Raw genomic sequence first — 17,707 nt, forward strand, 5'->3', positions numbered from 1 at the left:
CTCGGCAGAATGTGAATGCCCCGAGTGTCAGGCAGCCCCGCACGCTTCACAAGGCGCGCGCGGCGCCTGAATGACGGCCGATAATGCGACCTTATGCGAGGCGCAGCAGACTCAGGTGGTCGTACAGGTGCATCACGTGCGCGGCGGCATATTCGCCGTGGCTCAGCGCACCGTAGGCGAAATGCGGCTGCAACTCGCCCTGGTATGAGGCGAAACGCACGAAGGCGCTGCGCAGCCGCTGCAGCGCGGCTTCCTGGCTGTCCGGCTCGAGCAGCGCAGCCGCGCCGGGAATCGGCTCGTCGAGCGGGTGCCGCATGCCGCCGCGTGCGCTGAACACGGCGAATGCCGCAGGCCCGAGGCTGTGGCGAAACCAGGCCGGCTTGAGCCGGGGGTAGCCGTCGATGGAGTAGTCGATGCTCTGCGCGCAGTGATTGAACACCTCGCTCGGGCTCCAGCCGCGCAGACTCTGCAGCGCCCTGCCCTGCAGATCGGCCAGCACCTGCTGCGCGGCAGCGAGGCTCAGCGCAGCCGGGCGCGGGCCACCGGGCAAGGCCCAGAACCCGGCGCCAAGCGCGGCCACGCCAGCGACGGCGGTACCTTTCAGCAGTGTTCGGCGCTGCATGCCACGGCCTCCGGCAGATCACGGAACTGCAGATAATGCGCGAGCACCTGGTCAGGCGCCTCGAGCTGCGGGTAATGGCCGATGCCCTCCAGCAGCACGGTATCGGCCGCCGTGATCAGCTCGCGGTAGCGCGCCACCATGTGCGCACCGGAGATGGGGTCGACGGCGCCATCGATGACGCGCATCGGCACCTGCGTCGCCTGCATCGCCGCGACCCAGCGCTCGCGCTGCTGACGCCGCTCGGGCATGTAGCGGATCAGACGGTGCATCACCGCCGGGCCGTTGTCGTGCTCGATCAGTTGCCACAGCGCATCCAGCTCGGCCTCACTGGCCTGGGTATGCGGACCGAGGATGCGGGCAAAGCTCTGCGCCAGCTTGCGCCGTGAGAACAGCCGCCCGATCAGCGGCCCCAGGGGGCCCAGCAGCAGTTTCTGCACGCGCACCGGATGGTGGGTCTCGGGGAACAGGCCGCCATTGAGGAACACGCAACTGGCCAGCTGCAGGCGCCCCTCCTGATGGCGGGCGATCAGCTCCTGCGCCACGCTGTCGCCATAGTCGTGCGCCAGCACGTGCACGGGGCGTCGCTCGCCGACCTGCGCCAGCAGCGCCTGCTGCAGGTCGGCCTGCTCCAGCAGGCTGTAGGCATGGCCACGCGGCTTGGCCGAATAGCCGAAACCGAGCATGTCGCAGGCGATCAGTCGATAGCGCCCGGCCAGCGGTGCCCACAGGCGATGCCAGTCCCAGCTCGCTGTGGGGAAGCCATGGATCAGCAGCAGGGGCTCGGCATCCGCCGCGCCTGCCAGCCAGTAGCGTATCGGCTGGCCGGCGAAGGTCATGGTCCGGCCCTGCGCCTGCCAGTGCTGCAGGTCGATGCCTGGCAGTTCGCTCACTGGTCGTAGCCCGGCATCTGCTGATCAAGCTTGCGCAGCAGTGCCGGCCAGGGCAGTGCACCGCCCATGCCCTGCTGCGTTTTCATCACCCCGGCGATCATCGCCCTGGCGCCATCGAGAATCTGCTGCGGGATGTGAATCAGCTCGGTGCCCGCGCCCTGCGCCATGACCTGGATCTCGCAGGCGCGTTGCAGGGTGAACATACCGAGGAAGGCATCGGCGATGCTGCCGAACGCGGTGAGCAGGCCATGGTTGGGCAGGATCATGAAGTTCTTGTCGCCCAGGTCGGCCTGCAGGCGCGCCTTCTCGTCATGGTTCAGCGCCACGCCCTCGTACCCGTGGTAAGCCAGGCTGGCGAGGACGAACAGCGACTGCTGGGACAGCGGCAACAGGCCCTGCTTCTGCGCCGACACGGCGATGCCCGCCGGCGTATGGATATGCAGCACACAGCCGACATCGTGGCGCACCTCGTGCACCGCACTGTGGATGGTGTAGCCGGCCGGATTGATGTCGAACGGGCTGTCCATCAGCTTGCTGCCGGCCAGGTCGACCTTGACCAGGCTCGACGCGGTGATTTCATGGAACATCAGCCCGTAGGGGTTGATGAGGAAGTCCTCGGTGCCCGGCACCTTGGCCGAGATGTGGGTGAAGATCAGGTCATCCCAACCGTACAGCGCGATCAGGCGATAGCACGCCGCGAGGTCGACGCGGGTGCGCCATTCGGCCTCGGAGACCTGATTCTTCACGGCAGGGAGTTTCAGCGGAGCATTCACGGCGGTCACCTCGATATTCTTGTTGGTCGGTGGTGTCCGCAGTCTAGTCCTGCGCCTGTCGGGCGGTAGTCTCCCTGGCAGCCATCTTGATGGCTTTGCGGGTCACGAGGCTGGCGCGCCGAGGGGCGATAAGCGGGTATTCGCCGTGGTGATCGGCGTGTCAGAGCAGCTCGGGATACTCGGCCACCAGCTGCGGCCACTGCGCCTGAGCCTGCGGATCATCGGCCAGCAAGCGGAAGCCGGCGAACTGAAACTCCGGTGCCACGCTGCAGCCGACCAGGGTGTAGGCCCCTGTCGAACGGGCGGCCTGCCAGGCATGGGCAGGCACGGCACGCTGCGGCAACTGCTCGCCCTCGACGGGACCGAGCAGCTCGCAACGCGGGCTGCCAGGCGCATCGGCGATCAGCAGTTGCAACGGATCGCCCTCGTGGAAATGCCACAGCTCATCGGCATCGACCTGGTGCCAGCGACTCACCACTCCACCCGGCAGCAGGAACAGAATGGCGCTGGAGGCCGCCCGCCCCTGCGCATCGCGCTGCGAGGCAACGAACAGCCGCCGGTAGAAACCGCCCTCCGGATGCGCGTCGAGACCGAGGCGCTCGATCAACTGCCGCGCACGCGGGTGCATGTCAGCCCTTCAGCGCAGTAGCCAGCGCCTGCAGCCAGGGCTCGGCGTCGCTTTCCGGGGTGACCGTCTCGCTGGAGTCCAGACGCAGCATCTCGACCGCCTCACGCAGGCCCAGCTCGGCATACAGCTCGCGCATCAGCTCGCCGCCGCCACAGAAGGTGTCGTAGCTGGAGTCGCCCAGCGCCAGCACTGCGGCGGGCCGCCCCGCCATGGCCGGCAGGCGGTCACGCAGCTCGCTGTACAGCGGCAGCAGGTTGTCCGGCAGCTCGCCCATGCCGGTGGTGGAGGTGACGGTGAGCAAGGCATCGGGGGCGAACGCCAGCAGTTCATCGAGGCTCATGTTCGCTTTGTGCCAGGCATCCAGCCCGGCGGCCTTGAGCTGACGCTCGGCGTGGCGGGCGACTTCCTCGGCCGTGCCGTAGACCGATCCCGAGACGATGGCGACTTTCATGACAACTCCAGAAACAGGAAAAACGCCGCGCATTATGCCGCAAGTAGACAGCATGACCCGATGTTTTAGAATGCTCTGCATATCCTTTGCGGAATCGAACCGATGATCAATGCCAAGCTACTGCAACTGGTAGTCGACGCCTCCAACGACGGAATCGTGGTGGCCGAGCAGGAAGGTGAAGACAACATCCTCATCTATGCCAACGCGGCGTTCGAGCGTCTGACCGGCTACGCCAGCGACGACATCCTCTACCAGGACTGCCGTTTCCTGCAGGGCAGCGACCGCGCACAGGCCGGCCTGCAGGCGATTCGCGATGCGGTCAAGGCGCAACGGCCCTGCCGCCAGATCATCCGCAACTACCGCAAGGACGGCAGCGCCTTCTGGAACGAGCTGTCGATCACCCCGGTGCTCAACGAAGGCGACCAGCTGACCTACTACATCGGCATCCAGAAGGACGTCACCGAGCAGGTGCAGGCCCAGCAGCGCGTCAAGGAGCTGGAAAGCGAAGTGGCCGAGCTGAAGGCCGAGCTGGCACGCCTGAAAAGCTGACGAACGGACAAAACTATCCGCCGGTAACGCAGTCCGAAGGGTTTACCCCCTTGTAGTCTCATTCCATGCAACGCGACCCGCTGCTGACCCAGGCCGAGCTGGATTTCATCCAGGAACTCATCTCCCAGCCCCTGCGCGCGCCCCGCTCGGCGGCTGTCGCGCAGCTGGCCATCGGCGAGCAGCTGAGCGCACTGCTGAGCCACGTGAGCGACGCCCGGCAGTTGAGCCTGAACACCCATAGCGACCACGAGCACCTGAGCTTTCCGCTGTACCTGGTCCAGGACAGCGAGACGCAGTCACGCCTGGAGCTTGGCGCCCCGCTGATCTTCGAGCAGGGTTTGCACGAACGCCCCTGGCGCCTGCAACTGCCCGGCCCGCTGCCCCTGCTCGATGACAACGAGCAGCCCTCTGGACTGACGGCGCTGGAGCTGTCGAACAACGGCATGCTGGTGCAGTACGACAAGGCCGGTACTCCGGCCAAGGACCAGTTGCTGCAACTGATGCTGCCGATGGAGCGCCGGGTGCAGCTGCGCGCCTGCCTGGTCCGGCGCGTCGACCGTCGGCATTACGCCTACAGCGTGGAAACCCTGCATGCCGAAGACGAGCAGACATTGCGTCAGTACCTCTTCGAGCAGCACAGCGAACACCGGCAACAGCCAGAAGCCATCGCCTGACGCAGCGCCGGCAGGCTCCCCGTTCAGGTATCGAGATGCCCGGCCAGGAACTGCCGGAGGCGCCGCTGCATCAGCCGCGCCTCGCTCCCCAGGCAGGCGATTGGCGAGCCGGCCAGGCTCTCCTCGGCCAGGTCGGCCCCTTCCCCGGCGAGCAACAATGGGCACTGCAGCCCCAGCGCGAGACGCGTCAGTTGTCGTGGCAGCTCGTCGCCAGGCGGTTGCTGGCTGAAGATGACCAGCGCGTGCGGCTGCATGCGCTCGCAGACCAGCGCCAGGTCGGTCAGCGGCGTGCCCGGCCCCATCACCGTCACGTCGATGTCATGACTGCCGAGCAGCAGCGCGGCGACCAGCAGTTCGAGCTCCCGACAGTGATTCGGCAATGCCACCAGCAGCACGCGCTGCCGCGACTCGTCGCGCCCCAGCTGCAGGCGCTGCCAGCAACGTCCGCGCAGGAAGGCATCGAGCATCAGCCATTCACTGCGCTGGCCCGGATCGTCCTGGCGCAGCAGCAGCTCCTGCCAGACCGGCATGAGGATGTCCTGGAACACCACCGGCAAGGGGTAGCAGGAGAAGATCTGCCCATACAGGCGCGCCACGCTGGCCTCGTCGAAATGCTGCAGGGCACTGCGCAGCTGACCCTGCCACTGGCTCCAGTCATCACCGCTGACCTCGCTGTAGGCCGGCACCGGTGCCGTGCGGCTGCTGGCGCTCTTGGCCAGGATGGAACCGACCTTGCTGACCGCAACACCGCGCTCGATCCAGGCCAGGATGCTGCGCACCGCATCGATGTCGGCCTGAGAGTAGAGGCGATGGCCACTGTCGGTACGCGTCGGCTGGATCAGCCCGTAGCGCCGCTCCCAGGCACGCAGGGTGACAGGGTTGACCCCGGTCAGACGCGACACCTCGCGGATCGGGAACAGCTCTTCCTGCTTCAAGGCATTGGACGCAAGTGAAGTGACACCAGCGAGTTCGGACATGGCTTCGGGCATCGCGGCAAGTGACAGGCCGGCATTGTAACCCAGCATGTGCACACACCCTATACAACGCCGTGCGCTGCACAACAATGCAGCTCCAACGGCGCCATGCGCCCTGCCTGGGTGCAGCTCGACAGTGCCTGCCTGCGCGCCTGGCGGCTGTGAGCCCGCACCATATGAGGGGGCTGGCTAATTTGCACAAAACCGGAATAATCCTTGCTGCATTTTTCGTCGAGCACAGCACCCCGTGCCCGACAGCGCCTGATGCCCCACCCGGCCAAGGCAACATTCGAGGAGATACACAATGTCCCCTGTTACCCTCATGGTGGCGCGCCGCGTCGCCAACGGTCGTTATCACGACTTCATCGCCTGGCTGCGTGAAGGCGAACACCTCGCCACCGACTTCCCCGGCTATCTCGGTTCCGGCGTACTGGCGCCTCCGCCAGGTGACGACGAATTCCAGATCGTGTTCCGCTTCAGCGACGAGCAGACCATGGCCTCCTGGGAACACTCGGCCTCGCGCCAGGCCTGGCTCGCACGGGGCGCCGGCCTGTTCGCCCAGCCCCAGGAGAAACGTGCCGTCGGCCTCGATGCCTGGTTCGGCAGCAGCCTTCGCCAACCTCCGCGCTGGAAACAGAGCGTGGCCATCTGGCTGGCCTTCTTTCCCGTCTCGCTGGCCTTCAACCTGCTGTTCGGCCCCTGGCTGGCAGACCTGTCGCTGGTGACCCGCATACTGCTGTCGACACTGGCCCTGACGCCACTGATGACCTACCTGTTCATACCGCTTTCGACCCGGCTGCTCGAACCCTGGCTGCAAGGTAACTATCAGACGCGTCTGAGCAGGCGTGCCGCCAGCATCGGCAAACCCTGACCCTTGACCGTTTCGACGACCGGCCAGCCCTGTGCTGGCCGGTTGCGTTCTGCCGCTGGCCGCCGAAAAACCTATACACAAGCCAATCAATGTACAAATAAAGTACAACAAGCTGCCAAGCATAACTGAGCAAAAAAGCCTTTAAAGTCAGCAAAATGGGCAAGCCAGCTGACCCAGACGCTAAACCCGCACGCTTCACATGGTTGTACAAGAGGCAGCTCTGGTATAGCGTTGTCCGTGGCTTGGTGCGTGCCGCCTGCCACTGGTCAGGTACCCAAGGGTGGTACAGCCAGGCCTTCGCCCTTTCTGCGTGAGTCGCACATGAGCGCTGCCTCTTTACCCATTCTGATCACCGGTGCCGGCCAGCGGGTCGGCCTGTACTGCGCCGAGCGCCTGCTCGACGAGGGTCAACCGGTGATCATCAGCTATCGCCAGGAACGCGACAGCATCGCGCGCTTGCGTGAGCGTGGTGCCATTGCCCTGCAGGCGGACTTCAGCGACGAAGCCGGCATCATGCGTTTCATCGAACAGCTCAGGAGCCAGTGCCGAGGCCTGCGTGCCATCGTGCACAACGCCTCGCAGTGGCTGGCGGAAACGCCAGGTGCGGAAGCCGAAGTCTTCCGCCAGCTGTTCACCGTGCACATGCTCGCGCCCTACCTGATCAACCTGCACTGCAGCGAATTGCTGCTGCAGTCCGAGCAGGCGGATATCGTCCACGTCAGCGACGACGTGGTGCGCAAGGGCAGCGCCAATCGTTCGGCCTATTGCGCCAGCAAGGCCGGCCTGGAGAGTCTGACCCTGTCGTTCGCCGCGCGCCTGGCCCCCCGTATCAAGGTCAATGGCATCGCCCCGGCACTGCTGATGTTCAACGCAGGTGACGACGAGGCCTATCGCGCCAAGGCCCTGGAGAAATCGGCGCTGGGTATCGAGCCCGGCCCACAGGCCTTCTATCAGAGCCTGCGCTACCTGCTCGACAACCCCTACCTGACCGGAACCACCCTTACCCTCAATGGTGGTCGCCACCTCAAGTGAGGCGCCCACTCATCAGGACACTGCCATGAGCGAACCCCTTTCCCAGCACTACCGCGAAATTCTCAAGGGCCTCGGTGAAAACCCCGAGCGCGAAGGCCTGCTCGACACGCCCAAACGCGCGGCCAAGGCCATGCAGTACCTCTGCCATGGCTATCAGCAGTCGCTGGAAGAGATCGTCAACGGCGCGCTGTTCGAGTCCGACAACGACGAGATGGTGATCGTCAAGGACATCGAGTTGTACTCGCTGTGCGAGCACCACCTGCTGCCCTTCATCGGCAAGGCGCACGTGGCCTACATCCCCACCGGCAAGGTGCTGGGCCTGTCCAAGGTGGCGCGCATCGTCGACATGTACGCGCGGCGCCTGCAGATCCAGGAAAACCTGACCAAGCAGATCGCCGATGCCATTGCCCGCGTGACCAACGCCGCCGGCGTCGCCGTGGTGATCGAAGCCAAGCACATGTGCATGATGATGCGTGGCGTGGAGAAGCAGAACTCGGTGATGAGCAGCTCGGTAATGCTTGGTGCTTTCCGCGAGTCCTGCAACACTCGTCACGAATTCCTGCAATTGATCGGACGGAACAGCTAATGCCGCGACTGGAACCCGGAATGGCGCGCATCCGCGTCAAGGACCTGCGCCTGCGCACCTACATCGGCATCAAGGAAGAGGAGATCAACAACAAGCAGGACGTGTTGATCAACCTGACCATCCTCTATCCGGCAGTCGATGCCGTGGAAGTCAACGACATCGACCATGCCCTCAACTACCGCACCATCACCAAGGCGATCATCGCCCATGTCGAAGGCAACCGCTTCGCCCTGCTGGAACGCCTGACGCAGGAGATTCTCGACCTGGTCATGGCCCACCAGGCCGTGCGCTACGCCGAGGTGGAAGTGGACAAACCCCATGCCCTGCGCTTCGCCGAATCGGTCTCCATCACCCTCGCCGGCCATCGCTGACGGCGGCTTGCTGCCTCCCGGCGAGGCTCTTATCATCGCCGCCATCTAATCCCGGAGAGCCCGCCATGACCGAACAACAACGTCTGGAACTGGAAGCCGCAACCTTTCGCGCCCTGCTGCAGCACCTGCGCACGCGCTCTGACGTGCAGAACATCGACCTGATGAACCTGGCCGGTTTCTGCCGCAACTGCCTGTCGAAGTGGTACAAGGCCGCGGCCGACGATCAGGGCCTCGAGGTCAGCGTCGATCAGGCTCGCGAGATGGTGTACGGCATGCCCTACGCCGACTGGAAAGCCAAGTACCAGACAGAAGCATCGGCCGAACAGAAGGCCGCATTCGAACAAGGAAAACACTGATGACCGCTCTCAGCGCCCTGCGCAGCCGCCTGCAGCAGGACGATTTCGCCTTCAGCGAAACCCTGGCCTTCGTCGCCGAGCACTACGACTACCAGCCCAGCGCCTTCCGTAATGGCGCCGTGGAAAACGCCGCCGGACAGAACGAAGGTTCGTGCAAGACCCTGGGCCTGGCACTGCTGGAAGGCTTCAGCCAGGAAGAAGCGCTGCGCGCCTTCGGCGAGCACTACCGCAGTGTGCTGGCCACGCCGCAGGGCAGCGACCACGGCAACATTCGCGCACTGCAGGCCCACGGCCTGGAAGGCGTCACCTTCGAGCAGCAACCGCTCACCCGAAAAGCCTGAAACTGCAGCGCAAAAAATTGCGCAATTGTCAGCAAATGCTGACAGACATCACATTGCCATCGCTTTATGCTGCGCGCCATAACAACTCATGGAACACGAGGGAACGTGTTCTGCGCGCAGTCGCCCTTCCCTCCTGTTTCGCGCTCGGCATGGAGTCGACCGATGCAGCAGACCCTGGTATGGAAACCCTGGCACACCCCCGGCGTGGAAACCCTGCGCCTGAGTCAGGATGCCCACGGCATCCACGCGACCAGCCACCTCATGCAAGTGATCAAGGGCAACAGCATCGTTGCCAACTACCTGATCGACTGTGACGCACGCTGGCGCTTCCGCCGCCTCTGGCTCAAGGTCGACAACCACGGCCAGCGCCGCATCTGCCTGCAGCGCGATCTGCGTGGCCGCTGGCTGCTCGACGGCGAGCACCGCCCGGACCTGCAGGAGTGCCAGCACGTCATGTTGTCGGCCTCGCCCTTCACCCACACGCCGCCGCTGCAACGCAGTGCCCTGGAAACCGGGCAGAGCGACGAGATGCGCGTCGCCTACGTCGACCTGCTGAGCCTCAAGGTGGAGGCGCGCCAGCAACGCTACCAGTGCCTGCAGCGTCGCCCTGGCGAGAGCCTGTACCGCAGCCAGGCCGAAGGCCGTGAACATCAGGAGCTGAGCGTCGATGACCAGGCCCTGCTGCTCAAGGCCAGCGAACACTACCTGCGCCTGAGCCAGCGCGAACTGAAGGTCAGCGCGCTGGTGTAGAGGGCCGCGAGGCGTGACGCTGACGCCGCCCGTCGTCAGATGGGCAACTGTCCGAACGCCCAGCGCAACAGGAAGAACACCAGCAAGCCGCCGCCGATGGTCGCCAGCAGATGCCGGGTACAGGCGGCAATGGCGATGGCCGCCAGGCCGGCCAGCAGGTAGGCGTTGTTCCAGCTCAGCGCCCAGTGTTGCCCGTCCGGCAACAGCATGCCCGGCACCACGATGGCGCTCAGCACGGCGGTCGGCACGTAATGCAGCCCTTGCCGGACCAGGGGCGGGAATCGCAGGTCGGGGAAAGCGAACAGGCTGTAGCGGGTGACGAAGGTAATCGCCAGCATGCCGAGGATCAGCAACCAGATATCCATCAGACCAGCTCCTCCTGCAGCAGCGGCCGACGCCGCTCCAGCCATACCCCGACGACGATGCCGCTGGCTGCGGCGGCCATCAGCCCAAGCTTGTAGGGCAGCGCATGGCAGGCCAGCGCGACGCCTGCCGCGACCAGGGCGGCGGCGACCTGTGGCTGGTTGCGCAGCATCGGCACGACGATGCCGATGAAGGTCGCCAGCATGGCGAAGTCCAGGCCCCAGGCACCGATGTTCGGCACGGCCTGGCCGAACAGCACGCCGACCAGCGTGCACAGTTGCCAGTTGCAGTACATGGCCAGCGCCGCACCGAGGAAATACCAGTGGCGATGGGCGCCCTGGTCACCCCGCGCATAACGCTGCACCACCACCGCGTAGGCTTCGTCGGTGAGCCAGAAGGCCAGCGGCATGCGCCAGCGCTTGGGCAGGTGGCGCACGTGGGGCTGCATACTGGCGCTGTACAGGGCATGGCGCAGGTTGACCACGAACGTGGTCAGCAGCACCACGGTGATGCCGGCACCGCCCGCCAGCAGGCTGATGGCGATGAACTGCGCCGAGCCGGCGAAGACCAGCAGGGACATCCCCTGCGTCTGCCAGGGATCGAGCCCGGCGGAACCGGCCAGGCTGCCGAAGATGATGCCGAAGGGAATGGCGCCGAGCAGCATGGGCAGCATATCGCGGGCACCCTGGGTGAACTCGTGTTGACGGGACATGGAACCTCCTTGGGCAGACGAGCTTAGCCAGGCGGTCCGGGTCGGGTCTTGAACGTTCTTGCTGTCAGTAGAAACCGGCGACGATCTCCTGCACGCAGGCGGGGTCGAGGTCGCGCTGCATCACCACCCCCTCGAGCCCGAGCAGATCGCCGAGGTCCGAGTAGATGCCACGGCCACGTTCGCTGACCGCCTTCTCGCTGCCGTCGGCGCACAGCAGGCGATAGTCGAAAGCGAACGGTCGTGCGGCGCGCACGCCCTCCTGGACGCGACGCCAGACCCGCTCGCGATCCTGCGGATGAATCAGGCTGTTGAACGTCAGACTCTGGCTGTCGACCAGCGCCTGCGGTGCATGGCCGGTCAGCTCCAGGCAGCCGGCGCTGACGTACTCCATGCTCCAGTGGCGGTTGTTGCGGCAGCGGTAGACCATCAGCGGCAGGCCATCGAGCAGGTTGTTGAGGCTGCGATGGCGCGCCTGCAACTGCTGGTGCACGGGGACCTGGGCGCTGATGTCGGCCAGGCTGGCGACAAAGCCACCCGGCCGCTGGGCCAGGCGCACCTCGACCCAGTGCAGCTCGCCAGCCGGGCCGAGGTAGCGCAGGCTGCCGACCCAGGGTGCCGCGCCTGTCTCCAGGCCCTGCATCGCCTGCTGCCACAGGTTGCGATCCTCGATGTGCAGGAACTGGCGGTGGTCGAGGCCCAGGCAGTCGCCCACGCGCCGCCCGCTGAGCAGCTCCCAGCCACGATTGCCACGCAGCATCGTCCCGGCCGCGTCCAGCTGGATCAGCGCCACCGGCAGTTCATCGAAACCCAGCGCGCCGGCCTCGGCCCTGGCCACGCGGCCACCCAGGCGGCCCAGATAATGGATCAGCCGCTTCATCACTGCCCTCCCGCGCCATCGATCAGTTGGCTGCGATGCGCCCAGGCCGCCAGTTCCAGGCGCGAACGCAGGTTGAGCTTGCTCAGCAGATGCTTCACGTAGACCTTCACCGTGCCCTCGCTGATACCCAGTTGCCGGGCAATCAGCTTGTTGCTGAAGCCTTCGCTGATCAGCGCCAGCGTCTGCCGCTCACGTTCGGTCAGCTCGACACGCGCGGGCTCGTGCGACACGTCATCGCGCATGCCGCCGGCGAGCAGCGCCGACAGCGCCGGATCGAGCCGCGCCTGCCCACTGGCACAGGCCCGCACCGCATCCAGCAGTTCCTCCGGCTCGCGGTCCTTGAGCAGATAGCCATCGGCACCTGCCCGCAACGCGGCCAGCAGATCGTCGCGGGCGGCCGAGGCGGTCAGCACCATGACCCGGCTGGCCGGCAGGTCGAGCTTGAGCATGTGCAGGGTGTCAAGGCCATCCAGACCGGGCATGTGCAGGTCGAGCAGGATCATCTGCGGCTCCACGCGCCGCGCCAGCTCGATGCCTGCGGCGCCGCCGGAAACGCTGCCGACCACGCGGAATTCCCCGGACGACTCGAACAGCTCGGCCAGCCCGCGACGCAGCAGCGGATGATCGTCGATCAACAGCAGGCTGAAGGGCGCGCTCATGTCCGCCCCCAGTGCAGGCGCACGCAGGTGCCGCGTCCCGGCGCCGACTCGATCGACAGCTGCGCGCCAATGGCCGCCGCCCGCTCACGCATGATCGTCACACCGAAATGCCCGCCCTCGGGCGGCTGCGCCGGCAAGCCTACACCGTCGTCATGCACCTCGACCACCGCGCCGCTGCCCTGTGGCCACAGGCGGATCCACACCTGCCGCGCATGCGAATGGCGCACGACGTTGGCCAGCGCCTCGCGCACGATCTGCAGCACCTGCAATTGCGCCTCGCTCGGCAGCGCATGGGCCGGCAGGCGGTTGTCCAGGCTGAAGACGCAGCCGCTGCTGCGCGAGAACTCCTCCACCGAGCTTTCCAGTGCCTGGCGCAGCGAGCGGCCATCCATGGTCAGCCGCGCGCTGCTGATCAGTTCGCGCACCTGCCGGTGCATGACCCGCAGGCCGTCGCGCAAGTCATCGAGCATGACCTGCGCGGCATCGTGCTGGCGCTCGTCCAGCACGGTCTGCAGGCGGCTGGCGCGGATCTGCAGGTAACTGAGCTGCTGCGCCACCGAATCGTGCAGCTCCCGCGCCAGTACGCCGCGCTCGGCGCTCAGCTCGCGTCGGCGCAGACGCCGCTCCTCGGCGAAGGCCTGCAACGCCTCGCCCAGGGGGCGGCTCATCTCACGCAGGCGCTCGCGCTGCCACAGCTGCGGGCGCTGCGGGAAATCCACCCGCAACAGCGCCCCCTGCCGGTCCTCCTGGTAAAGGCCGGCCAGGGCACGGTAGCGGCCCTGGGCCAGACAGCCCGGGCAGAGGCGTACCCGGCCCGGCAAGGGCGGTTCGATGCAGTGCGCGGGACAGTCGCCCGCCACCCAGTCCTCCGCTGTCCCCAGGTGGCGCCAGCCGGGTGCGCCGAGCTGCGGCAACGACAGCTGCACGGCCGCCGCCTGCAATGCCCGCTGCAGGTGCGGCAGCAGCTCCAGCAACGGCGCATCGGCACCGGCCTGCTGCAACAGACGCAGGGGCAATGCGGCGAGTGCCTGGCGATAGGCCGGCGGTTCCGGCACGTCTCGCGGTCGACGCTCGACCAGGAAGGTACGCAGTAGCAACTGGAGCATGCGCTCTCCGCCATGGCCCGTGATGGTGGATGGAACCAGCAAATTCCATGCCCCAACGCCGCCCTGCAAAGCACTGACAAGAAAGATTATTTCCTTGAGAGAAATCACCGACGCCGCCGCAGCGCACCAGCACGACGCCGGTACGCCCCGCTGCGGGGCAGCGCCGGACGTCCGCCTACCCCCAAGGAGGTATTCCTTCCGGGCGAATTGCAGGCCGGTGTCAGGGCCGTATCGTATTTCCCACAAGGAACTTTTATTTCCTGAAAATCATTGAAACCCTCGACACGGGAGACCCACCATGACCACTCGCATCGCCATCATCGGCGCCGGCCCCTGCGGCCTGGCCCAGTTGCGTGCCTTCCAGTCCGCTGCGGCCAAAGGCGCGGACATCCCGGAGCTGGTCTGCTTTGAAAAGCAGAGCGACTGGGGTGGCATGTGGAACTACACCTGGCGCACCGGCCTCGACGAGCATGGCGAGCCCGTGCACGGCAGCATGTACCGCTACCTGTGGTCGAACGGACCGAAGGAATGCCTGGAGTTCGCCGACTACACCTTCGACGAGCACTTCGGCCGCCCCATGGGCTCCTACCCGCCGCGCGAAGTGCTGTGGGACTACATCAAGGGGCGCGTCGAGAAGGCCGGCGTGCGCCGCTACATCCAGTTCAACACTGCCGTGCGCGGGGTGAGCTTCGACGAGGCCAGCGGCCAGTTCGACGTCACCGTGCACAGCTATGACCAGGACCTCACCCGCACCGAGCGCTTCGACTACGTGGTGGTCGCCAGCGGCCATTTCTCCACGCCCAACGTGCCTTACTTCGAGGGTTTCGAGAGCTTCGCCGGGCGCGTGCTGCACGCCCATGACTTCCGCGATGCCCTGGAATTCAAGGGCAAGGACGTGCTCATCGTCGGCTCCAGCTATTCGGCCGAGGACATCGGCTCGCAGTGCTACAAGTACGGCGCACGCTCGATCACCAGCTGCTACCGCACCGCGCCGATGGGCTACCGGTGGCCGGAGAACTGGGAGGAGAAACCCCTGCTGACGCACGTCCAGGGCAGCAGCGCGTTCTTCGCCGACGGCACCAGCAAGCACATCGACGCCATCGTCCTGTGCACCGGCTACAAGCACCACTTCCCCTTCCTCGCGGAGGCGCTGCGGCTGAAGACCGACAACCGCCTGTGGCCCCTGAACCTGTACAAGGGCGTGCTGTGGGAAGACAACCCGAAACTGATCTACCTCGGCATGCAGGACCAGTGGTACAGCTTCAACATGTTCGATGCCCAGGCCTGGTACGCCCGCGACGTGATTCTCGGGCGCATCGCCCTGCCCGAGCAGGCGGCCATGCACGCCGAGGACCTGGCCTGGCGCGAGGAAGAACTGACCCTGAAGAACGCCCAGGAAATGTTCGAATTCCAGGGCAAGTACATCCAGACGCTGATCGATGCCACCGACTACCCGAGCTTCGACATCGCCGCGGTGAACCAGACCTTCCTCGAGTGGAAGCACGACAAGTACGAAGACATCATGGGCTACCGCAACAAGTGCCACCGCTCACTGATGACCGGCACCCTGGCCACGCCGCACCACACCTCCTGGCTGGAAGCGCTGGACGACTCGCTCGCGGCCTACCTGGCGGACGCGCCCCAGGCGGCCATCAAGGCCGTCAGCTGACGCCGGTTCCTGCGAAAAACCGCCGCCTCATCCTCCATCCTGCGGAGCCTCTCATGTTGCAACCTGTGATCAGCCGGCCGCACGAGCCGGCGCTGTTCGCCCGCGCGCCGGGGCTGGAACGACATCGCGTCGCCCCCGGCGGCCTGACGGTGATCGCCCTGGAACCCGGCGACCGCCTGGAGGTGATCGACCGCGAAGGCGATCAGTGCGGCGAGTTGCTGGCCTTCGACGACAACGGCCGCGAAGCGCTCGCCGCTCTCGGCCTGCAGGGCAGCGCCGGCGCCGACTTCATCGGCCGCCTGCTCAGCGACGGCAGCCGTGAGTCGCTGCACGTCGCCAGCGGCCTGGGCAAACGCCGGGTCGACTGCCGCCACCTGCCGCCCGCCGCGCGTCTGTGGCCAGCGGGCACGCCTGCCGGCTTCAGCCGCGCCTTCACCAGCAGCGCGGCAGTGCTGGTGGTGGTCGCGGCGCCTGGCGCTCCGGTGGCCGTGGACGCGCAGCAACGTGCCAGCGAACTGCGCCTGATCATCCAGCGCGCCAATCCGGCGAGCCTGTTGCTGCCGGCCCTGCCCGCTCCGCTCGGCGAGGTGATCGACGAGTTCACCCTCGCCCCCGGCACGGCGCGCGACTACGTCGTCGCCCCCGGTCAGTACATCCAGGTGCTCGACGTCGCCGGGCGGCAATGCTCGGACTTCGTCGCCTTCGACCGCCGCGGCCTGGACGCCGGGCGGGAGATCGACCTCGACCCCACCGTCACCCGCACCCTCAACGGCAACGCCTACCCGGGACCCGGCCTGTTCAGCAAGTTCTTCGACCGCGACCTGCAGCCGATGCTGGAAGTGGTGCGCGACACCGTTGGCCGGCACGACACCTTCGCCCTGGCCTGCACCGCGCGCTACTACGAAACGCAGGGCTACTTCGGCCACGCCAACTGCAGCGACAACATCAGCCGTGCCCTCTCCGCCCATGGCGTGCAGGGCCGGCGCGGCTGGCCGGCGATCAACTTCTTCTTCAACACCGGGGTCGACGCGCACCAGCAGCTGACCCTCGACGAGCCCTGGTCGCGCCCTGGCGACTACGTGCTGCTCAAAGCCATGCGCGAGCTGCTCTGCGCCAGCAGCGCGTGCCCGGACGACATCGACCCGGCCAACGGCTGGCAGCCGACCGACATCCACATTCGCCTGTATTCCGACAAGGAGCGCTTCAGTATCGCCATGGCCAACCGCATGACACCCGATGCCGACCCGGTGCTGACCCGGGAGAGTGGCTTTCACCCTGGCACCAGCGCCCTCACCCGCCAGTTCATCGACTACCGCGGCTGGTGGACGCCGACCCACTTCGACGGCTACGGCACCCTGGAGGAATACCAGGCCTGCCGCGAACGCGTGGCGGTGATGGATCTCTCCGCGCTGCGCAAGTTCGAGGTGCTCGGCCCCGACGCCGAAGCGCTGCTCAACCACTGCCTGACCCGCGACGTGCGCAAGCTGGCGGTCGGCCAGGTGGTGTACAGCGCCATGTGCTACGAGCACGGCGGCATGCTCGACGACGGCACGCTGCTGCGCCTCGGCGCGGATGCGTTCCGCTGGATCGGCGGCGAGGACTTCGGCGGCGAGTGGCTGCGCCAGCAGGCGGCGAAACTGGGCATGAAGGTCTGGATCAAGTCCGCTTCCGAGCAGATCCACAACATCGCCGTGCAGGGCCCGTTGAGCCGCGCCCTGCTCAGTCAGATGATCTGGACGCCCGCGACCCAGCCGACGCTGGAGGAGCTGGGCTGGTTCCGCTTCCTGATCGGCCGCCTGGACGACTATGACGGCCCGCCCGTGATGGTGTCGCGCACCGGCTACACCGGCGAGCTGGGCTATGAAATCTGGTGCCACCCGGACCACGCCATGCAGGTCTGGCAGCGCCTCTGGCAGCTCGGCGAGCCGCTGGGCCTGGCGCCACTGGGGCTGCATGCGCTGGACATGCTGCGCATCGAGGCCGGACTGATCTTCGCCGGCTACGAATTCAGCGACCAGACCGACCCGTTCGAGGCCGGCATCGGTTTCTGCGTGCCCCTCAAGAGCAAGCAGGACGACTTCATCGGCCGCGCGGCTCTGCTGCGGCGCAAGGAGCACCCGCAACAGCGTCTGGTCGGCCTCGAGCTGGACGGCAACGAGCCGGCTGCGCATGGCGACTGCGTGCACGTCGGCCGTGCCCAGGTCGGGGTGGTGACCAGCGCCACGCGCTCGCCCAGCCTGGGCAAGAACATCGCCCTGTGCCGCCTGGCGGTCGACTACTGCGAGCCGGGCACCCGCGTGGAAATCGGCAAGCTCGACGGTCAGCAGAAGCGCATCGGCGCCAGCGTCGCCCATGGCACGGTGGCCTTCGACCCGGACAAGAGCCGTGTGCGCGGCTGAGAGTCGGCCGTTCGCGGCGACATCGCGAACGACGACCTCGCGACTTGGACAGGG

The 17,707-nt window shown here is 66.4% G+C and carries 22 protein-coding genes; 11 read left to right on the forward strand and 11 right to left on the reverse strand.

Annotation, left to right across the window (positions count from 1 at the left end):
• Positions 1–91: 91 nt before the first annotated feature.
• The 5 genes from EPK82_RS12550 to EPK82_RS12570 all read right to left on the reverse strand — a co-directional run bounded on the left by EPK82_RS12550 (position 92) and on the right by EPK82_RS12570 (position 3,364).
• Positions 92–622, reverse strand: coding sequence for a DUF1569 domain-containing protein (locus EPK82_RS12550; RefSeq protein WP_134676775.1), 531 nt, complete (start codon positions 620–622; stop codon positions 92–94).
• A complete protein-coding gene (locus EPK82_RS12555; RefSeq protein WP_134676776.1) occupies positions 601–1,512 on the reverse strand; it encodes an alpha/beta fold hydrolase in 912 nt (303 codons plus the stop codon). The genes EPK82_RS12550 and EPK82_RS12555 overlap by 22 nt, the downstream gene beginning before the upstream one ends.
• Positions 1,509–2,285 (reverse strand): class II aldolase/adducin family protein, encoded by a 777-nt coding sequence (locus EPK82_RS12560; RefSeq protein ID WP_371923158.1) that lies wholly within the window; start codon positions 2,283–2,285, stop codon positions 1,509–1,511. The genes EPK82_RS12555 and EPK82_RS12560 overlap by 4 nt, the downstream gene beginning before the upstream one ends.
• Positions 2,286–2,445: 160 nt before the next feature.
• Positions 2,446–2,913, reverse strand: a complete 468-nt coding sequence (locus EPK82_RS12565; protein ID WP_134676778.1) for a cupin domain-containing protein — start codon at positions 2,911–2,913, stop codon at positions 2,446–2,448.
• Between the two features lies 1 nt (position 2,914).
• The gene (locus tag EPK82_RS12570) at positions 2,915–3,364 is read right to left on the reverse strand and encodes a flavodoxin (protein ID WP_037048125.1); all 450 of its coding nucleotides are present in this window, start codon (positions 3,362–3,364) and stop codon (positions 2,915–2,917) included.
• Between the two features lie 102 nt (positions 3,365–3,466).
• Between EPK82_RS12570 and EPK82_RS12575 the strand changes: the two genes are divergently transcribed.
• Positions 3,467–3,913, forward strand: coding sequence for a PAS sensor domain-containing protein (locus EPK82_RS12575; protein ID WP_037048127.1), 447 nt, complete (start codon positions 3,467–3,469; stop codon positions 3,911–3,913).
• 65 nt (positions 3,914–3,978) lie between these two features.
• Positions 3,979–4,587, forward strand: a complete 609-nt coding sequence (locus EPK82_RS12580; RefSeq protein WP_134676779.1) for a PilZ domain-containing protein — start codon at positions 3,979–3,981, stop codon at positions 4,585–4,587.
• A gap of 23 nt (positions 4,588–4,610) precedes the next feature.
• On the opposite strand, the gene EPK82_RS12585 is transcribed toward EPK82_RS12580, so the two are convergent.
• Complete coding sequence (locus EPK82_RS12585; protein WP_167494347.1) at positions 4,611–5,564, reverse strand: MerR family transcriptional regulator; 954 nt, start codon at positions 5,562–5,564, stop codon at positions 4,611–4,613.
• Between the two features lie 301 nt (positions 5,565–5,865).
• Between EPK82_RS12585 and EPK82_RS12590 the strand changes: the two genes are divergently transcribed.
• From EPK82_RS12590 to EPK82_RS12620, 7 genes are all read left to right on the forward strand, one after another.
• Positions 5,866–6,432 (forward strand): antibiotic biosynthesis monooxygenase, encoded by a 567-nt coding sequence (locus EPK82_RS12590; RefSeq protein ID WP_037048141.1) that lies wholly within the window; start codon positions 5,866–5,868, stop codon positions 6,430–6,432.
• A 321-nt stretch (positions 6,433–6,753) separates the two neighbouring features.
• Complete coding sequence (gene folM / locus EPK82_RS12595; protein WP_037048144.1) at positions 6,754–7,464, forward strand: dihydromonapterin reductase; 711 nt, start codon at positions 6,754–6,756, stop codon at positions 7,462–7,464.
• A 25-nt stretch (positions 7,465–7,489) separates the two neighbouring features.
• Entirely contained in the window at positions 7,490–8,050 is a 561-nt protein-coding gene (folE, locus tag EPK82_RS12600; protein WP_037048146.1) for a GTP cyclohydrolase I FolE, read from the forward strand.
• Positions 8,050–8,421: a dihydroneopterin triphosphate 2'-epimerase gene (gene folX, locus EPK82_RS12605; protein WP_037048148.1), complete on the forward strand. Its 372-nt coding sequence runs from the start codon at positions 8,050–8,052 to the stop codon at positions 8,419–8,421. Before folE ends, folX begins: the two co-directional genes overlap by 1 nt.
• Before the next feature lie 65 nt (positions 8,422–8,486).
• Entirely contained in the window at positions 8,487–8,777 is a 291-nt protein-coding gene (locus EPK82_RS12610) for a DUF1244 domain-containing protein (RefSeq protein ID WP_047591161.1), read from the forward strand.
• The gene (locus tag EPK82_RS12615) at positions 8,777–9,118 is read left to right on the forward strand and encodes a HopJ type III effector protein (protein ID WP_134676780.1); all 342 of its coding nucleotides are present in this window, start codon (positions 8,777–8,779) and stop codon (positions 9,116–9,118) included. Before EPK82_RS12610 ends, EPK82_RS12615 begins: the two co-directional genes overlap by 1 nt.
• 162 nt (positions 9,119–9,280) lie before the next feature.
• Positions 9,281–9,868, forward strand: a complete 588-nt coding sequence (locus EPK82_RS12620; RefSeq protein ID WP_037048154.1) for a putative glycolipid-binding domain-containing protein — start codon at positions 9,281–9,283, stop codon at positions 9,866–9,868.
• Positions 9,869–9,903: 35 nt separating this feature from the next.
• Here EPK82_RS12620 and EPK82_RS12625 read toward each other — a convergent pair whose 3' ends face one another.
• The 5 genes from EPK82_RS12625 to EPK82_RS12645 form a co-directional block, all read right to left on the reverse strand.
• The gene (locus tag EPK82_RS12625) at positions 9,904–10,233 is read right to left on the reverse strand and encodes an AzlD domain-containing protein (RefSeq protein WP_047591165.1); all 330 of its coding nucleotides are present in this window, start codon (positions 10,231–10,233) and stop codon (positions 9,904–9,906) included.
• Complete coding sequence (locus tag EPK82_RS12630; RefSeq protein ID WP_134676781.1) at positions 10,233–10,943, reverse strand: AzlC family ABC transporter permease; 711 nt, start codon at positions 10,941–10,943, stop codon at positions 10,233–10,235. The genes EPK82_RS12625 and EPK82_RS12630 overlap by 1 nt, the downstream gene beginning before the upstream one ends.
• 64 nt (positions 10,944–11,007) lie before the next feature.
• Complete coding sequence (locus EPK82_RS12635; protein ID WP_051800531.1) at positions 11,008–11,820, reverse strand: PAS domain-containing protein; 813 nt, start codon at positions 11,818–11,820, stop codon at positions 11,008–11,010.
• Positions 11,820–12,479 carry a response regulator gene (locus tag EPK82_RS12640; protein ID WP_037048164.1) on the reverse strand — a complete coding sequence of 220 codons (660 nt, stop codon included), beginning with the start codon at positions 12,477–12,479 and terminating at the stop codon, positions 11,820–11,822. The genes EPK82_RS12635 and EPK82_RS12640 overlap by 1 nt, the downstream gene beginning before the upstream one ends.
• The gene (locus EPK82_RS12645; protein ID WP_051800532.1) at positions 12,476–13,585 is read right to left on the reverse strand and encodes a sensor histidine kinase; all 1,110 of its coding nucleotides are present in this window, start codon (positions 13,583–13,585) and stop codon (positions 12,476–12,478) included. Before EPK82_RS12645 ends, EPK82_RS12640 begins: the two co-directional genes overlap by 4 nt.
• A 298-nt stretch (positions 13,586–13,883) precedes the next feature.
• On the opposite strand from EPK82_RS12645, the gene EPK82_RS12650 reads away from it, so the two are divergent.
• Together EPK82_RS12650 and EPK82_RS12655 are read left to right on the forward strand one after the other, a co-directional pair.
• On the forward strand, positions 13,884–15,254 hold the full coding sequence (locus tag EPK82_RS12650) for an NAD(P)-binding domain-containing protein (protein ID WP_134676782.1): 1,371 nt from the start codon (positions 13,884–13,886) through the stop codon (positions 15,252–15,254).
• Between the two features lie 53 nt (positions 15,255–15,307).
• A complete protein-coding gene (locus EPK82_RS12655; RefSeq protein WP_134676783.1) occupies positions 15,308–17,653 on the forward strand; it encodes a DUF1989 domain-containing protein in 2,346 nt (781 codons plus the stop codon).
• Positions 17,654–17,707: the final 54 nt, after the last annotated feature.

This window comes from Ectopseudomonas khazarica, assembly GCF_004521985.1.
GTDB lineage: Bacteria > Pseudomonadota > Gammaproteobacteria > Pseudomonadales > Pseudomonadaceae > Aquipseudomonas > Aquipseudomonas khazarica.

Coding starts and splice junctions, on each gene's coding strand:
- EPK82_RS12645 (WP_051800532.1), bottom strand. CDS start 13,585: ATGCTCCAGTTGCTACTGCGTACCTTCCTGGTCGAGCGTCGACCGCGA.
- EPK82_RS12650 (WP_134676782.1), top strand. CDS start 13,884: ATGACCACTCGCATCGCCATCATCGGCGCCGGCCCCTGCGGCCTGGCC.
- EPK82_RS12625 (WP_047591165.1), bottom strand. CDS start 10,233: ATGGATATCTGGTTGCTGATCCTCGGCATGCTGGCGATTACCTTCGTC.
- EPK82_RS12570 (WP_037048125.1), bottom strand. CDS start 3,364: ATGAAAGTCGCCATCGTCTCGGGATCGGTCTACGGCACGGCCGAGGAA.
- EPK82_RS12550 (WP_134676775.1), bottom strand. CDS start 622: ATGCAGCGCCGAACACTGCTGAAAGGTACCGCCGTCGCTGGCGTGGCC.
- EPK82_RS12615 (WP_134676780.1), top strand. CDS start 8,777: ATGACCGCTCTCAGCGCCCTGCGCAGCCGCCTGCAGCAGGACGATTTC.
- EPK82_RS12620 (WP_037048154.1), top strand. CDS start 9,281: ATGCAGCAGACCCTGGTATGGAAACCCTGGCACACCCCCGGCGTGGAA.
- EPK82_RS12610 (WP_047591161.1), top strand. CDS start 8,487: ATGACCGAACAACAACGTCTGGAACTGGAAGCCGCAACCTTTCGCGCC.
- folX (WP_037048148.1), top strand. CDS start 8,050: ATGCCGCGACTGGAACCCGGAATGGCGCGCATCCGCGTCAAGGACCTG.
- EPK82_RS12640 (WP_037048164.1), bottom strand. CDS start 12,479: ATGAGCGCGCCCTTCAGCCTGCTGTTGATCGACGATCATCCGCTGCTG.
- EPK82_RS12565 (WP_134676778.1), bottom strand. CDS start 2,913: ATGCACCCGCGTGCGCGGCAGTTGATCGAGCGCCTCGGTCTCGACGCG.
- EPK82_RS12630 (WP_134676781.1), bottom strand. CDS start 10,943: ATGTCCCGTCAACACGAGTTCACCCAGGGTGCCCGCGATATGCTGCCC.
- folM (WP_037048144.1), top strand. CDS start 6,754: ATGAGCGCTGCCTCTTTACCCATTCTGATCACCGGTGCCGGCCAGCGG.
- EPK82_RS12575 (WP_037048127.1), top strand. CDS start 3,467: ATGATCAATGCCAAGCTACTGCAACTGGTAGTCGACGCCTCCAACGAC.
- folE (WP_037048146.1), top strand. CDS start 7,490: ATGAGCGAACCCCTTTCCCAGCACTACCGCGAAATTCTCAAGGGCCTC.
- EPK82_RS12590 (WP_037048141.1), top strand. CDS start 5,866: ATGTCCCCTGTTACCCTCATGGTGGCGCGCCGCGTCGCCAACGGTCGT.
- EPK82_RS12655 (WP_134676783.1), top strand. CDS start 15,308: ATGTTGCAACCTGTGATCAGCCGGCCGCACGAGCCGGCGCTGTTCGCC.
- EPK82_RS12585 (WP_167494347.1), bottom strand. CDS start 5,564: ATGTCCGAACTCGCTGGTGTCACTTCACTTGCGTCCAATGCCTTGAAG.
- EPK82_RS12635 (WP_051800531.1), bottom strand. CDS start 11,820: ATGAAGCGGCTGATCCATTATCTGGGCCGCCTGGGTGGCCGCGTGGCC.
- EPK82_RS12580 (WP_134676779.1), top strand. CDS start 3,979: ATGCAACGCGACCCGCTGCTGACCCAGGCCGAGCTGGATTTCATCCAG.